Source organism: Kocuria soli, assembly GCF_003797835.1.
In the GTDB taxonomy this organism is placed as follows: Bacteria; Actinomycetota; Actinomycetes; order Actinomycetales; family Micrococcaceae; genus Kocuria; species Kocuria soli.
This window is the reverse complement of the sequence record NZ_RKMF01000010.1, coordinates 88,189-103,441: the sequence shown is the minus strand read 5'-3', so window position 1 is coordinate 103,441 and position 15,253 is coordinate 88,189. Positions and strand designations below refer to the sequence as shown.

Below are 15,253 nucleotides of genomic sequence, written 5' to 3'. Positions count from 1 at the left end.
ACAGTCCGCTACGTGACGTGGCCCCGCCGGTCCATTCGGATCGGTGGGGCCACGTGGGTGGAGAGGCGCTGTGGAAACGGTGCCTATCCGGCTGCGTTCGTCAGGCGGCCACGGAGGCTGCGGTCGGCGCGTTCTCCGACTCTGCTTCGCGCTGTGCCTTGGCCATGAGCGACTTCTGGCGCTGGCCCTTGAGGACGGTCACGATCGCCGCAGCGACGACGACGCCGGCCACCAGTGCGATCAGGAAGCCCCAGGGGTTGCCCATGGCGGGAACCACGAAGATGCCACCGTGCGGGGCGTTGAGCGTGACGTTCAGGGCCATGGTCAGGGCACCGGTCACGGCACCGCCGGCCATCATCGACGGGATCACGCGGAGCGGGTCCGCCGCGGCGAAGGGGATGGCACCCTCGGAGATGAAGGAAGCACCCAGCAGCCACGCGGTGCGGCCGTTCTCGCGCTCGGCCTCCGAGTACAGCTTGCCCCGAACAGTGGTGGACAGCGCCATGGCCAGCGGCGGAACCATGCCCGCAGCCATGACGGTGGCCATGATGCCCATCGCGGCGTCGGTGCCCTGTGCCAGGCCGGCCGTGGCGAACAGGTAGGCCGCCTTGTTGACCGGGCCACCCAGGTCGAAGCACATCATGAGGCCCAGGATGATGCCCAGCAGAATGGCCGAGGTGCCGGTCATGGAGTTCAGGCCGTCCTGCAGCCAGGTCATGAGGTTGGCCAGGGGCTTGCCCAGCAGGAGGTACATGAGCAGGCCGACCAGGGTGGTCGTGACCAGCGGGATGATGACCACGGGCATGAGGCCCGCCAACCAACGCGGCACCTTGATCGCGGCGATCGCCATGGCGATCAGACCGGCCACCAGGCCGGTAACCAGACCACCGATGAACCCGGCGCCCACGGCGACGGCGATGGCGCCGCCCACGAAGCCCGGTGCGATACCGGGTCGACCGGCAAGCGCATAGGCGATGTAGCCGGACAGCGCCGGGACCAGGAAGCCCATGGCCAGACCACCCACGGTGAAGAACACCGAGCCCAGGTAGAGCCACAGTCCGCCGTCAGCCGGCAGGTTGAACAGCGAGTTCTCGGCCATGACCGTCTCCGCGACCTCGGCCACGCGCTCGGCACCACCCAGCGCGAAGCCAAGGGCGATCAACAGACCACCCGCGGCCACGAACGGGATCATGTAGGACACACCGGTCATGAGCGCCTGCTGGATGCGGCGTCCCCAGGACTGGCCCTCCGAGGAACCGGAGCCTTCGCCACCGCCGGAACCACCGCCACCGGCGATCCGGTGACCGTTGGGGTTGTCGGCGGCTGCCAGCGCCTTGGTGATCAGCCCTTCGGGATCGGAGACGCCGACGTTGACGCCCGCTTCCACGCCGGGCTTGCCCGCGAAGCGCTCGCGGTCACGGACGCCCACACCGACGGCGAACACCACGGCGTCGGCGGCGTCGATCTGCTCCTGGGTCAACGCCGTGCCGCCGGAGGAGCCCTGGGTCTCGACCACGAGTTCGTGGCCCATTTCCTGCGCCTTTTGCTCCAGCGCCTCGGCGGCCATGTAGGTGTGCGCGATACCCGTGGGGCACGACGTCACGGCCACCAGACGGCGCTTGCCGGAACCGGAAGTACCAGCGGAAGCACCGGCCGCGGCAGCACCGGCACCCGCGCCAGCTGCCCCGGCAGCGGTGGCACCAGCGGCAGTGGAGCCGGAGGCGCCCCCGGAAGTGGCGGCGTCGCCGGAACCTGCGCCGGTCTGCTTGGGAGCCAGCACCTCTTCGACGATCGCCACGACCTCCTCGGCCGTCTGGGCCTCACGCAGGGAGGACAGGAAGGTCTTGCGGGCCATGGCGCGGGCCAGCTTGGACAGGAGCTTGAGGTGTTCCTTGCCTTCGCCGTCGGCCGCGGCGATCAGGAAGATCAGGTCCGCGGGGCCGTCCTTGGCGCCGAAGTCGACGGGTTCGGCCAACCGGGCAAAGCCCAGGGAAGTGGTGTTGACGTGCGTGGAGCGGCAGTGAGGGATGCCGATGCCGCCGGGCTGACCCGTGGGGGACTGATCTTCACGGGCCAACGCGTCGGCCGCCAGGCCGTCGGCTGAGTCCGCGCGACCTGCTGCGGCCACGACGCCGGAGAGTTGAGTGATCACATCGTTCTTGTGAGCGCCCAGATTCTGATCGAGGACGACCAGCTCCGGGACGATCAGAGGTTGCTCTGACATCGAGGATTCCTTGCTCGGTGGGTTGTGGATGGTTACTTCTGGATCTGAAGGGCGGGTCAGTCGAGCGGGAGCTCGGTGACGCGCGTGCGTTGCAGGTCGACCTGCTCGGGGGCCGGGACGCCGGTGCCGGCCAGTGCGGTGGCGGCGGAGCCGTAGGCGACCGCGTGACGCAGACATTCGGCGGGTTCCAGGCCCTGGGTGAAGGCCAGCAGCAGACCGGCCAGGGAGGAATCTCCCGCGCCGACGGTGGACACGGGGGTGATGGGCGGCGGGTTGCCGACCCAGGCGCCGTCGGCGGTCACCAGGACCGCCCCCGCGGCTCCGAGCGTGGCCAGGACCGCACTCACCCCGCGATCCACGAGCTTCCGTGCTGCTTGAGCGGCGGGGAGGAAGTCCCCGTTCTCGGCGGCGGCTTCGATGGCGGGGCCGTCAGCGCCGACCAATTGCCCCAGTTCGAGTCCGTTGGGCTTCAACAGGCTCGGGGCAGCGGCTTCCAGGTCCTGGGCCAGCGCGATCAGGGGTGCATCGGAGGTGTCGACGGCGACCTCCAGGCCGGCCTGCTTCAACTCGGCAACCATGTCCGCGTACCAGGTCTCGGTCGGTCCCGGAGGCAGGGAGCCACAGAGGGCGACCCAGTCACCGGCACCGGCCGCAGCCAGGATCGCGTCCATACAGGCGCGCTGTGCGGCCTCGTCCAGCGGGGACCCCGGCTCGTTGATCTTCGTCGTCGTGCCGTCGGGCTCCGTGACCGTCAGGTTGGTGCGGGCACGCACGTCGGTCTCCACCAGGGCGAAGCCCACGCCCGCGTCCTTGACGGCCTGGACCAGGGGATCTCCATCGGGTGCCGGGAAGATCGCCGTGGTCGGGGCGTCGGCCAACGTCAATGCGCGGGACACGTTGATCCCCTTGCCGCCAGGCCCGTCGTCGACGGACACGATGCGGTTGACGCCGCCGCGTTCCAGGGCGACGGACAGATTCGCCGTGCGGTCGATGCTGGGGTTGGCGGTAAAAGTGATGATCATGCGATCACGACCTCGATTTCGTGGGCTTTCAGGGCTTGGGCCAGATGCCGAGGCGGCTGGGCATCCGTGATCAGGACATCGAGCTGCTCGAGTTCGGCGAACGTGCACATGTAGTTCGAATCGAACTTGGACGCGTCGGCCAGCAGGATGCATCGGCGGGAGCGGGTGGTCATGAGCCGCTTGACGGCGGCTTCCTCGACGTCCGGGGTGGTGAGACCGAAGTCCGCGGAGAGTCCGTTGGTGCCAAGGAACGCGACGTCCGCGGAGACCTGGCCGAGCATGGTCAGCGCCATGGCGCCCACCACCGTTTCCGTCACGTCGCGGATGACGCCGCCCAGCAGGTGCACGGACAGGCTGCGAGTGGTGGAGAGCTCCAGGCCGGTCCTCACGGAATCCGTGATCACCGTGAGTGGGCCGGCGGTGGGGTCTTGTTCGGAGCGCAGCGTGATCTCGGAACCCAGTGCGCCCGTGGTGGTCCCGCCGTCCAGGATGATGCTCCCGTGTGACTCGGGCAGATAGGCCATGGCGGCGCGGGCAATGGCGGCCTTTGCGTCCCCGCGGGTGGTCCGGCGCTCGCGGGCCGTGGATTCGATGGTGCCGAACGACGAACGAGGGATGGCACCGCCGTGCACCCGGTCCACCTGCCCGGAGCGGACCAGCACGTCAAGGTCACGTCGAATGGTCTCCGGCGCCACCGCGAACGTGACGGCCAGGTCCGCCACCGACACCCGACCACGAGCTGCGGTCAGTCGGACGATGGCCTGGCGGCGTTCCTTCGCGTACATGACGGGAACGGGAGGTTGCTCACGATCATGCTCGCCGATGCCCGGTCGGGCACCGGCCGGGACCTGGGTGGTCGACCCGGCATCGTTGCCGGCGTCGGACCCGGTGCGATCCGGACCGGATGAGGGATCAGGGGCACCGGGCGTGATCTCTGTTACGCCCATATGTGAATGATCATGCCCGAATCTGTTGCTTGTCAACCTTTGTTGTCGCCCGTTCCACGCGCCGCGTATCCTGAGGATTCCGCCACTGCCACGTGCGCAGGAGAACTCGAAGGCGAGGAGCACTCCCCATGTCTGTTGATGCCCGTTTCGATCCGGCGACTCCGGCTGGCGAATCCACCGACGCTGCCCCGGCACCTTTGCTGGGGATCGGCGTGGTTGCCGGAATCGCGGCCAGTCCGGCGCTTTGGGCCAGGCCACGGCCACAATTGCCGACCGACGGCCCGGTGGTTCCCGAAGCCGAACGCGACGAGCAGAAGGAACGTTTCGACGTCGCGGCGGCCACCGTGGCGGACCGTCTGAAGGGGCGTTCGGAGAAGGCCGAGGGCCACGCCGCCGAGGTTCTGGAGGCCACCGCAGCCCTGGTCACGGACAAGGGATGGCGCCGCGCCGTGGCCAAACACATCGATTCGGGCACCACCGCAGTTGTTGCCACCGTGCGTGCAACCGACACTTTTGTTGCCAAGTTCGAGAAGATCGGTGGGCTCATGGCCGAGCGCACCACGGACCTCAAGGACATCCGCGACCGTGTGGTCGCCGAACTGCGCGGCGAGCCCGAACCGGGTGTCCCGTCCCCGGAGGAGCCGGTGATTCTGCTCGCCGAGGACCTGGCCCCCGCTGACACCGCCGGCCTGGATCCGGAGCTGGTCCGCGGCATCGTGACGCAGCTGGGCGGCAAGACCAGCCACACCGCGATCATCGCGCGGCAGTTCGGCATCCCCTGCGTCGTGGGCGCGGGCTCGGCGCTCACCCAGATCCAGGACGGTTCCTTGATCCTGATCGACGGCGAGGCCGGTGAGATCGAGACCACCCCGGATCCGCTCAAGGCGGAGGCCCGTGCCAAGGAGTCCGCCGAGGTCCAGGCCAAGATCAGGTCCTGGACCGGCCCCGCCGTCACCGCTGACGGCACGCGGGTCCAACTGCTGGCCAACGTGCAGGACGGGGCCGGTGCCCGGACCGCCGCGGCAACCGGCCTGCCCGAGGGTGTCGGTCTGTTCCGTACGGAGCTCTGCTTCCTCTCCGCCCAGTCCGAACCTTCCGTGGAGACCCAGGCCGGGATCTACCGGGAGGTCTTCGAGGCCTTCCACGACCAGAAGGTCGTGGTCCGGACCCTGGACGCGGGTTCAGACAAGCCGCTGGCTTTCGCCACCATGCCGGACGAACCGAACCCCTCCCTGGGCGTGCGCGGCGTGCGCATCGCCTTCGACGAGCCCGGAGTCCTGGAACGCCAGCTGGACGCCGTCGCAGAAGCCGTCAAGGGCACCGGTGCCAAACCGTGGGTCATGGCCCCCATGATCGCCACCGTCGAGGAAGCGGAGTGGTACGGCAAGCTGTGCCGCGACCGCGGTCTGATCCCCGGCGTCATGATCGAGGTCCCGTCCGCGGCACTGCTCGGGGACGAACTGCTCAAGCACGTGGAGTTCTTCTCGATCGGCACGAACGATCTGACCCAGTACGCCATGGCCGCCGACCGCATGGCCTCGCAGCTTTCTCAGCTCACGGACCCCTGGCAGCCCGCCGTGCTCAAGCTCATCAAGATGGCAGCAGACGCCGGACAGCGCGCGGACAAGCCCGTGGGAGTGTGCGGTGAGGCCGCGGCCGACCCGCTGCTGGCCTGCGTGCTCGTGGGCCTCGGCGTGACCTCGCTGTCCGCTGCCGCACCGGCCCTGGCCGCCGTCGGCGTCCAGCTGGGTCAGGCGACGGACGAGCAGATCGCCCGCGCCGCCGAGGCCGCGGTGTCCGCACCGACCGCCCAGGCGGCCAGGGACTCTGCTTTCGACATCATCAAGGGCGGCAAGTGAGGGCGGTCTGAGGCACCCGTGACGCGTTCGACCCAGCGGCGCCGCGTACAGCGCATCCGCACCGACCAGGAAGGCCGCCTGTGGGAAAGTACCCGCGCGGACACCCTGGTGGGGGAGGAGCCGCTGGAGATCCGGCTCAACGGGGAGTCCTTCGCGGTCACCATGCGGACGCCCGGTCACGACTTCGCCATGGTCGCCGGGTTCCTGGTCTCCGAGGGCGTGCTGGGCTCCCAGTCCGAGATTCTGCGGATGGATTACCGCTCGGGCATCGACGCCGAAGGCATGCGTGACTACAACGTGGTCGACGTCCAACTGCCCCCGGAGGTCGCGGCCCGGGCGGATCGCGGTCGCCGGGAGGTCTACACGTCGTCGTCCTGCGGGGTGTGCGGCACGGCCTCGATGGACGGCGTCCTCAAGGTCTCCCCGTACGAGCCGCTCACGGACCCGCTCACGGTGGACCTTGCCACCGTCCTGGGGCTGCCCGACCGGCTGCGAGCCGAACAGCGGTTGTTCTCCTCGACCGGGGGCGTGCACGCGGCCGCATTGTTCCGGATGCCCGACGCCGGTGACGAGCCCGACGCCGGTGTGGGGCCCGGCCTCGTGGGCAGCGGGGAGCCCGAACTCCTGTGCGTCCGCGAGGACGTGGGGCGGCACAACGCCGTGGACAAGGTAGTCGGGTGGGCCCTCGAGCAGGACCTGCTGCCGTTGACCGGGACGGTCCTGCAGGTCTCGGCCAGAGCCTCCTTCGAACTGGTCCAGAAGGCCGTGATGGCGGGCATTCCCATGCTCTCGGCCGTCTCCGCCCCCTCCGCGCTGGCAGTGGACGTCGCGGATCGGACGGGACTGACGCTGGTGGGCTTCAACCGGGGCACGGGGGCGAACATCTACGCGGGCGGGCAACGGATCGACACATCCTGCGTGGGCGACTGAACGCGCCACTACAGTGTGACCATGCTGCCGTTCCTGCTGGTCTCCACCCGTCCCGAAGACACCATTGCGGACGAGGAACACGAGACCATGTGCCGCTTCGCGGGCCTGGAACCGAGCCAGCTCCACAGGCTGCGGCTCGAGCAGGGCGAAGAAGCCTCCCGTGAACTCGCGGCCCTGGACCTGAGCCGCTACTCGGGGGTCCTGGTGGGCGGTTCGCCCTTCAACACCTCCCTGCCGCAGGCCGAGAAGTCCGCCACTCAGGTCCGCGTCGAACTGTCCCTGGGCGAGCTGCTGGACCGCGTCATGGCGGACCGGATTCCGTTCTTCGGTGCCTGCTACGGCGTCGGGACCTTGGGCGTACATCAGGGTGGCATCGTGGACGGCACCTACGGGGAGGACGTCGGCGCCATCGAGGTCACGGTGACCGACGACGGCGCCCGGGACCCGCTGCTGGCCGCCCTGCCCCGGCGGTTCCACGCTTTCGTGGGACACAAGGAGGCGATTCGGGAGCTGCCGCCCAACGCCGTGCTGCTGGCCACGGGGGAGACCTGCCCCGTGCAGATGTTCCGGGTGGGCACGCACGCCTACGCCACACAGTTCCACCCCGAACTGGACGAACCCGCGCTGATCGGACGTATCGAGGCCTACAAGCACCACGGCTACTTCCGCCTGGAGGACGCCGAATCGGTGAAGCAACACGTCAAGGACGGCCCGAAGGTGCACGTCCCGTCCTTGCTCCTGCGGGAGTTCGTGCGAGTCTTCGCCCGGTAGCCCTTGGGCCGAGGTGCCGGTAATCGTTTCGGTAATCGTTCAAAGGGGTGATTCGGGTGTCTCCCGACTTGGATACGGTGAACACATGACAACTCAGACCGGGGTGTTTCCCCCAGCCACAGTGCCGAGTTCTTGGACTGCGGCTCCCGGTCCCACCACACCTCCTCCGCCGTCGCTGCCGCCCCTGGACCCCCGGACCGGCCTGCCGACCGGCGCCCACTACCGTGACCTCGCCTACCACCGGCTTGCTCTGTCCGATCCCAAGCACCGGCGATGGTCACCCCTGGCCGAGGGCGGTGCCCTGGTGGCCGGGATCATGCTGGTGACCATCGTGTTCGCTATCGGTGCCGCGATCGTCGCACTGATCCTGGGCGCAGATTCGTTCTTCATGGACATGAGTTCCACGGACGCGGAACAGATGGACATGACCAATCCATGGATCTTCCTGTTCCTCTTCGGGTCCGTGGCCATCTGGATGCCCGTGGTCCTGTTCATGCGATGGCTCCTGCGGCCCCGGCCGCTCGGGTTGATCTGGTCTGTCACCGGCCGGATCCGCTGGAAGTGGCTGTTGACCACCATGGGACTGGCCACGGCCGTGTTCGTGCTGATCTACGGCCTGATGACCGTGCTGGAAGTGGCCCTGGCAGGTGCAGGCGGTGGCGAAGCCACGGCGACCGTCCAGCGCCACCCTTTGTGGTGGCTCACCCTGATCATGGGTTTCCTGGTGGTGCCCATCCAGTGCACCGCGGAGGAACTCGTCTTCCGCGGCTATCTCGCCCAGGCGATCGGTCGGTGGCTCAAGAACCCCGCCTGGGCCATCCTGCTCCCGGCACCCGTGTTCATGCTGGGCCACATGTACGACGTGTGGGGTCAGCTCTCGGTGCTCTGGATGGCCGTCGTCGCGGGCTTCATCACGTGGCGCACCGGCGGGCTGGAGGCCGCCATCAGCCTGCACGTGGTCAACAACATGGTGGTGACCGTGACCAGCGTTCTGTGGCCTTCCGATCCCACGCAGGCCTCGGAGAGTTCCGTGGGGTTCATGGGGTTCGGCGTGATCTTCGTGATCGAACTGGTTTACGGTCTGCTCGTCCTGCTGCTCTCCCGCGCCGGACGTGTGGCGCGCAGCCGCCACGCGATCGTGTGGCCCAAGAAGGATCAAGACGCCTGGTACGACCGGGTCCGCGCCGCCTACGCGCCCGTCGGCTACCCGTACGCGCCGGGTCACTATGCGCCGGCCCCACACCATCAGGCTCCCGGCGCCTACCAGAGTGTCGGCGGCTTCGGGCCCGGTCAGCCGCCGCAACCCGCTCAATTCGCGCAACACCACCAGCCTGTCGCGCAGCCGCCCCTGGTACCGGTCACGATCCCTGCATCCATGGCCTACGTAGACCCCGGGCAGGTCGGCGAGAACCAGAGCCTCCGGCTCGTCCCGGCCGAGGGCTTGATCGCCTATGCCGCTCCGGAACTCGAACCGGTCCCCGGAACCAACCCGCCCGTCTACGCCCACCGGGTTGTCTGGATGGCGCGACCCCTTTCCCAGCAGGCTGACGGCACACCCGCGCCGTGGCAGGAAGGCCAGTCACAGTGACCCACACATCCCCGGTGCAGGCAACGCCGATCGACCCGCTTGCGGTGGACCACGCCGAGGACCTCGGACGCTTCGTCACGGAAGCCCCGAGCTCCTACCACGCCGTGGAGGCGGCCGCTCGGCGGCTCGAGTCCGCGGGCTTCACCCGGCTCGAAGAGACCCGGCCCTGGGGGTCTGAGGTCGCCACCGGTCGGCACTACACGGTCAGGGACGGGGCCTTCATCGCCTGGATCGCTCCCGCGGGCGACCCCCAGGAGCCCGCCGGGTTCCGCATCCTGGGCACCCACACCGATTCGCCGTCGTTCAAACTCAAGCCGCACCCGGGTACGGGAATGAGCCCCTGGTGGCAGTTGGGCGTGGAGGTCTACGGCGGTCCGCTGCTGAACTCCTGGCTGGACCGTGAACTGCGCCTGGCCGGGAGACTCACCGTCCGGGACGGGGACGGAACCAGGACCTGCACGGTGGCCACCGACCCCGTGGCGCGCATTCCGCAGTTGGCCATCCACCTGGACCGTGGGGCGAACAAGGGGCTCACGTTGGACCCGCAGCAGCACACCCAACCGGTGTGGGGCTGCGGCCGGACCGCGGGGGACGTTCTGGCCTACCTCGGCTCCCACGTGGCCGACGGGGCGGTGGCACCCGAAGACATCCTGGGCTGGGACGTGGTCCTGGCCGACGGGCAGGAGCCCCGGCGTTTCGGTGCCCACGGTGAGTTCCTGGCCTCGGGCCGTCTGGACAACCTGAGTTCCGTGCACGCCGGCCTCACGGCGATGATCGACCGGGCGGAGGAATTCGAGAACCTGCGGACCACCACGGTCCTGGCGGCTTTCGACCACGAGGAAGTGGGGTCCAGAACCAGATCCGGCGCGGCCGGGCCGTTCCTCGAGGACGTCCTGGTCCGGATCGGTGCGGCCCACGACTGGTCGGAGGACCGACGCCGGGCCCAGTGGGCGTCGTCGTCATGCCTGTCCGCGGACGCCGGGCACCTGGTCCACCCCAACTACCCGGGTCACCACGACCCTGCCAACCGGCCCGTCCCCGGTGGCGGCCCTCTGCTGAAGATCAACGCCGATCAGCACTACACCACGGACGCGGAGGGTGCGGCGCAGTGGGCGCTGGCCTGCCAGTCTGCAGGCGTGCCCACACAGGAGTTCGTCTCCCACAACGCGGTGCCCTGTGGGTCCACGATCGGCCCGATCACCGCAGCGCGGCTGGGCATCCGAACGCTGGACGTCGGCGTCGGGCTGCTGTCCATGCACTCCGCCCGGGAGATGGTTCACGTCCAAGACCTGTACTCCCTGAGACGTGCGGTGGCTGCCTGGTGGGTTGCCTGACGGCTGCCCGAGGAGTCGCCCCACAACCCCCGTCAACGGGCGTCAGCGCGGGGGGTCGAAATCCCTTGCGATGCTACTGTTTGAGCCATGCTGACAGTCATCGGGGAAGCCCTCATCGACGTTGTTTCGCGCCCTGATCAGGACCCCGTGCGCCACCCCGGAGGCAGCCCCATGAACGTGGCGCTCGGCCTCGCGCGCCTGGGCCACCCCGTGAGGTTCCTGGGTGCCTGGGGCGACGACGACGACGGTCGTCTGCTCCACCAACACCTCAGTGCGGAGGGCGTCGAGTTGCCCCTGCCGACCCACGACTCCGCGACATCCGTGGCCGAGGCCAGGATCGCAGAGAACGGTTCGGCCGACTACGACTTCCGCATGACTTGGGAGTTCCCGGTCGAACAGGCCGAGTTGGAGGCCATGGTCGGCAACTCCACCGCGTTGCACGTCGGGTCGATCGCGACCGTGCTGGAACCCGGGTCCGCCAACGTCGTGAAGGCCGTGAAGGCTGCCGCCGGCAACGTGTTGGTCACCTATGACCCCAACTGTCGTCCCCAGATCACCCAGGACGTGGACGAGGTCCGGGAGCGGGCGGAGATGTTGGCCGGACAGGCGGACGTCATCAAGGCGTCGGACGAAGACCTGCAGTGGCTCTACCCGACCTCGACCCTCCAGGAGTCGGCGCGTGCCTGGCACCGGTCGGGAGCCAAACTGGTGGTCGTGACCCGCGGGGAACTCGGCCCCTGGGCGATCAACGCAGCCACGGCACCGGAAGGGGTCGAAGTGCCCGCGCGCAGGACCGACGTCGTGGACACGGTCGGGGCGGGGGACACGTTCATGGCTGCCTTGATCAGCCAACTGGTCGACCTGGGGCTCGACGGTGCCGAAGGTGCGGACAAGATCGGGGACCTGGACGAGTCGCAGATCGCCGCGCTGCTGCGGCGTGCGGCGGACGCGGCGGCCATCACCGTTTCCCGGGCCGGGGCTGATCTTCCCCGACGCGAAGAACTGGACGCACTGGGCGAATCCGAGGGCGCCACCCGCCCGTGAGACGCGCACTTTGGGTAGCGTGACAGGACACGGTCGTTGAATCCGGCCGGATCGAACCGTCGCGGATCTGATCGAGATCAGATCGAGGAGGACCCATGCTCAACCGTGATCCCTACGCCGACCTTCCGCAGCTGCCAACCTTCACGTTGACCTCGGAGGACATCACCGATGGGCAACCGCTGCCCACAGCCCAGGTCACGGCTGGACTCGGTGGCTCCGACACCTCACCCCAGCTCTCCTGGACGGGTGCACCGGAGGGGACCAAGTCGTACGTCGTGACCTGCTACGACCCCGACGCCCCCACCCCTTCTGGTTACTGGCACTGGTGCCTGGCCAACATCCCGGCGGACGTGACCAGCCTGGCAACGGATGCCGCAACCGCACCTCCGGAAGGCGCCACCCGGCACCGCACCGACGGTGGATCCGATGACTTCGAAGGGGCTGCGCCGCCCCCCGGCCATGGTGCCCACCGCTACATTTTCTGCGTCACCGCCGTGGACACCGAACACCTGGACGTGGAGGGTGCCTCACCGGCCGTGGTGAACTTCAATTTGTTCTTCCACGGGATCGGCCGGGCCTTCCTGACCGGAACTCACGAGGAGCGGGAAGACTGACCGACCTGCTGGGACCCGATCCGCTGGGTCTGGTCCGGGACGTTCGCCTGGTGGCCAGCGACCTGGACGGCACTCTGATCGGTGAGGACTTCCGATTCCGCCCCCGTTCCCTCGACGCCCTTGTGGCCCTCGAGGAGGCGGGGGTTCCCGTCGTCTTCGTGACCGGGCGGCCGTCGCGTTGGCTGCACCCGTTGCGCGAGCAGGTGACCCCTGCGCTGTCCCAGGTGGGGACGGTGATCTGCGCCAACGGTGCCATGGTCTACGACCTGGCCTGCGACCGCGTGATCTCGTCGAACACGTTCGAGGGGAGGGTGGCCCTGCGCGTGGCGCGTCGCCTGCGCACCGAGATCCCCGGGGTGTACTTCAGCGCCGAGACCTTGCGGGGAGTCGTCGCGGAACCCGGGTGGATCCCCACGGACCGGACCGCCATGGACACCAACACCGACGACGTCGTGGTCGGCGACATCGAGACGCTCCTCCATCCCGCGGACCAGGTGGTCAAGTTCCTGGCCAAACGAGACGACCACGACCCTGAGGACTTCGTGCGGGAGGTCGCACGGCATGCCGCCGAACACATGGCGGTGACGCACTCCGTCCCCACCGAGGCCCTTGCCGAAATGTCCCAACTCGGGCTGAGCAAGGCCCAGACCTTGCGAAAACTCTGCGCGGATCTCGGTGTGGAACGGGGCCAGGTCATGGCCTTCGGGGACATGACCAACGACCTGGAGATGTTGACCTGGGCGGGGTACGGATTCGCCATGGCCTCCGGCTCACCCGTGGTCGTGGAGGCCGTGGAACGTACGGCCCCGCCCTTCGAACAGGACGGTGTGGCACAGGTCGTCGAACAATTCCTGGCAGCGCGTCAGACCGGTGACCTGGCGGGTTGAGGCGTGGCCCGGCGCGAAAGGTCGCGGTCGTCGTCGCCGTCGTTACGCACGGTTGACCATGACCCGTATGCTCGGCCCATGAAACTTTCCCCCGGAAATGCACCGGCCGACATGGTCCTGGCCCACCGCGGGTTCGCCCCGGACGGTGCGGAGAACACCCTGACTGCATTCCGGGCGGCACGCGACCTGGGGTGTCGGTGGATCGAAACCGACGTCCACACCACCAAGGACGGGGTGGTGCTCGCGTTCCATGACGCGACCCTGGACCGGGTGACCCAGGGCGCGGGGCAGATCAACGACCTGAACCACGCAGAACTGGCCGACTTGATGGTGGCCGGAACCAGCCCGGTCCCCACGCTGCGCGAAGTCTTGGACGAGCTGCCCGAGCTGTACGTCAACATCGACGTCAAGGACGAGGCGTCGGTGACTGCGCTGCCCGCGGTACTCGAGGCCACCGGTGCCGCCGGTCGCGTGCGGATCGCCTCCTTCTCCGACTCCCGGCGGGGGCGGACCCTTGCCGAACTGAGTGCGCGGGGGCTACGGCCGTTGAGCACGTCCGTCGGCGCCACGGGGTTCTTGACGGCACTGGTCCTCTTCCACACGGTGCCCGCCGCGTGGCCGGCCGCTCGGTGGCTGTCGCGCCGTCGTGTCCCGAAGTTCGACGTGATCCAGATGCCCATGAAGCTCGGGTGGATGCTCCCCAAGGTGCGCAGCCTCCCCCTGGTCGGGGAATGGTTGGGGCGCAGGGTCGTGGCCACGCGGCGGTTCGTCGCGGCGGCTCACCGGCACGGAATCCAGGTGCACGTGTGGACGGTCAATCGGCCGGAGGACATGGAGCTGATCCTGCACCACGGCGTTGACGCGTTGGTGACGGATCGGGCGGATCTTGCGCTGGAGGTCGTGGCCGGGCTGCTGCGGGAGAGAACCACCACTGGTTCCACGCTGTGACACCCGTCTAGGGTTGGACTATGACGCAGAGCACAGTCCCAGCAGATCCCGAACAGTACGTCCGGACCGAGGTCCGCAACGGCACGGGGATCATTACCCTCGACCGTCCCAAAGCCCTCAACGCCCTGACCGCCCAGATGTACCGGGACCTCCTGGAGACCCTGTGGGCCTGGGAGAACGACGACGCCGTGCGGCAGGTCCTGATCCACGCCAGCGCGCCTCGGGCGTTCTGCGCCGGCGGGGACATCCGCCAGGTGCGTGAGGCCGTGGTGGACGGGGACATCGATCGCGGAATGGCTGCGTTCACCGACGAGTACACGCTCAACAACCTCATCGCGAACTACCCCAAGCCGTACATCGCCCTCATGGAGGGATACACGATGGGCGGCGGCATGGGACTCTCCGTTCACGGCAGTCACCGGATCGTCACCGAGAACACCGTCATGTCCATGCCGGAATGCGTCATCGGGTTCTTCCCGGACATCGGAGCCTCCTGGTTCCTGCCCCGCGTGAACCTGCTGGGGCGGGGTCCGTCGTTGGCCGTCGGACGTTGGCTGGGGCTGGGAGGCCAGCGGATCACCGGCCCCGACGCCGTCGCCGTGGGGCTGGCCGACGTCCTGGTGCCGTCGGCCCGCCTGGACCAGTTCCGGGAACTGGCGATCTCCGAAGGCGTCGAGGAGGCGGTCGCACGGATGGCGGCCACCGACGACGACGGACTGCTGGCCGCCACCCTGCCGGAACGGTGGGACGAGATCGAAGCCGTGTACGGGGCGGACTCGCTGGCCGAGGTCGTGACCGCGGCGGGCGAGGATCTGGTGGGGGCGTCGCCGTCGTCGTTGGCGCGGACCTGGGAAATCTTGGACGCCGGTGCGGCCACCGAATCCGTGACGCAGTGCCTGGAAAGCGAGCTGGCCATGGCGCGGGACACGATCTCCGCTCCTGACTTCAGCGAGGGCGTGCGCTGCACCCTGATCGACAAGGAGGACGATCCGGTGTGGCAACCGCCGACGGTCGAGGAGGTGGACGTGGCGGCGATTCGCGGGGTGGTGGCCTCGTCCGAGTCGCTGCGCAGCCGCCCCTGACCG

The 15,253-nt window shown here is 68.6% G+C and carries 13 protein-coding genes; 10 read left to right on the top strand and 3 right to left on the bottom strand.

Annotated features, from left to right (window positions below):
- Positions 1-100 precede the first annotated feature (100 nt).
- From EDL96_RS08740 to EDL96_RS08730, 3 genes are read right to left on the bottom strand one after another with little or no spacing between them, the layout of a single operon-like run.
- Positions 101-2,224: a PTS fructose transporter subunit IIABC gene (locus tag EDL96_RS08740; RefSeq protein ID WP_123825413.1), complete on the bottom strand. Its 2,124-nt coding sequence runs from the start codon at positions 2,222-2,224 to the stop codon at positions 101-103.
- A gap of 56 nt (positions 2,225-2,280) precedes the next feature.
- Positions 2,281-3,246 (bottom strand): 1-phosphofructokinase family hexose kinase, encoded by a 966-nt coding sequence (locus tag EDL96_RS08735; RefSeq protein WP_123825412.1) that lies wholly within the window; start codon positions 3,244-3,246, stop codon positions 2,281-2,283.
- Complete coding sequence (locus EDL96_RS08730; RefSeq protein ID WP_123825411.1) at positions 3,243-4,193, bottom strand: DeoR/GlpR family DNA-binding transcription regulator; 951 nt, start codon at positions 4,191-4,193, stop codon at positions 3,243-3,245. Before EDL96_RS08730 ends, EDL96_RS08735 begins: the two co-directional genes overlap by 4 nt.
- A 128-nt stretch (positions 4,194-4,321) precedes the next feature.
- Between EDL96_RS08730 and ptsP the strand changes: the two genes are divergently transcribed.
- The 10 genes from ptsP to EDL96_RS08680 all read left to right on the top strand — a co-directional run bounded on the left by ptsP (position 4,322) and on the right by EDL96_RS08680 (position 15,250).
- Positions 4,322-6,052 (top strand): phosphoenolpyruvate--protein phosphotransferase, encoded by a 1,731-nt coding sequence (gene ptsP, locus EDL96_RS08725; protein ID WP_123825410.1) that lies wholly within the window; start codon positions 4,322-4,324, stop codon positions 6,050-6,052.
- Between the two features lie 18 nt (positions 6,053-6,070).
- Positions 6,071-6,982 (top strand): formate dehydrogenase accessory sulfurtransferase FdhD, encoded by a 912-nt coding sequence (locus EDL96_RS08720; protein WP_123825409.1) that lies wholly within the window; start codon positions 6,071-6,073, stop codon positions 6,980-6,982.
- Between the two features lie 21 nt (positions 6,983-7,003).
- Positions 7,004-7,753, top strand: coding sequence for a glutamine amidotransferase (locus EDL96_RS08715; RefSeq protein ID WP_123825408.1), 750 nt, complete (start codon positions 7,004-7,006; stop codon positions 7,751-7,753).
- A gap of 85 nt (positions 7,754-7,838) precedes the next feature.
- Entirely contained in the window at positions 7,839-9,341 is a 1,503-nt protein-coding gene (locus tag EDL96_RS08710; RefSeq protein ID WP_123825407.1) for a CPBP family intramembrane glutamic endopeptidase, read from the top strand.
- Positions 9,338-10,675 (top strand): M18 family aminopeptidase, encoded by a 1,338-nt coding sequence (locus tag EDL96_RS08705; RefSeq protein ID WP_233568788.1) that lies wholly within the window; start codon positions 9,338-9,340, stop codon positions 10,673-10,675. Before EDL96_RS08710 ends, EDL96_RS08705 begins: the two co-directional genes overlap by 4 nt.
- A gap of 87 nt (positions 10,676-10,762) precedes the next feature.
- Positions 10,763-11,719, top strand: coding sequence for a carbohydrate kinase family protein (locus EDL96_RS08700; protein ID WP_123825406.1), 957 nt, complete (start codon positions 10,763-10,765; stop codon positions 11,717-11,719).
- Between the two features lie 95 nt (positions 11,720-11,814).
- Positions 11,815-12,333, top strand: coding sequence for a YbhB/YbcL family Raf kinase inhibitor-like protein (locus EDL96_RS08695; protein WP_123825405.1), 519 nt, complete (start codon positions 11,815-11,817; stop codon positions 12,331-12,333).
- A 50-nt stretch (positions 12,334-12,383) separates the two neighbouring features.
- Positions 12,384-13,220 (top strand): HAD family hydrolase, encoded by an 837-nt coding sequence (locus EDL96_RS08690; protein ID WP_233568787.1) that lies wholly within the window; start codon positions 12,384-12,386, stop codon positions 13,218-13,220.
- A 78-nt stretch (positions 13,221-13,298) separates the two neighbouring features.
- Positions 13,299-14,168, top strand: coding sequence for a glycerophosphodiester phosphodiesterase family protein (locus tag EDL96_RS08685; protein ID WP_123825403.1), 870 nt, complete (start codon positions 13,299-13,301; stop codon positions 14,166-14,168).
- Between the two features lie 20 nt (positions 14,169-14,188).
- Complete coding sequence (locus tag EDL96_RS08680) at positions 14,189-15,250, top strand: enoyl-CoA hydratase/isomerase family protein (protein WP_123825402.1); 1,062 nt, start codon at positions 14,189-14,191, stop codon at positions 15,248-15,250.
- The last annotated feature ends 3 nt before the right edge of the window (positions 15,251-15,253 follow it).

Coding starts and splice junctions, on each gene's coding strand:
- EDL96_RS08740 (WP_123825413.1), bottom strand. CDS start 2,224: ATGTCAGAGCAACCTCTGATCGTCCCGGAGCTGGTCGTCCTCGATCAG.
- EDL96_RS08735 (WP_123825412.1), bottom strand. CDS start 3,246: ATGATCATCACTTTTACCGCCAACCCCAGCATCGACCGCACGGCGAAT.
- EDL96_RS08730 (WP_123825411.1), bottom strand. CDS start 4,193: ATGGGCGTAACAGAGATCACGCCCGGTGCCCCTGATCCCTCATCCGGT.
- ptsP (WP_123825410.1), top strand. CDS start 4,322: ATGTCTGTTGATGCCCGTTTCGATCCGGCGACTCCGGCTGGCGAATCC.
- EDL96_RS08715 (WP_123825408.1), top strand. CDS start 7,004: ATGCTGCCGTTCCTGCTGGTCTCCACCCGTCCCGAAGACACCATTGCG.
- EDL96_RS08710 (WP_123825407.1), top strand. CDS start 7,839: ATGACAACTCAGACCGGGGTGTTTCCCCCAGCCACAGTGCCGAGTTCT.
- EDL96_RS08700 (WP_123825406.1), top strand. CDS start 10,763: ATGCTGACAGTCATCGGGGAAGCCCTCATCGACGTTGTTTCGCGCCCT.
- EDL96_RS08695 (WP_123825405.1), top strand. CDS start 11,815: ATGCTCAACCGTGATCCCTACGCCGACCTTCCGCAGCTGCCAACCTTC.
- EDL96_RS08685 (WP_123825403.1), top strand. CDS start 13,299: ATGAAACTTTCCCCCGGAAATGCACCGGCCGACATGGTCCTGGCCCAC.
- EDL96_RS08680 (WP_123825402.1), top strand. CDS start 14,189: ATGACGCAGAGCACAGTCCCAGCAGATCCCGAACAGTACGTCCGGACC.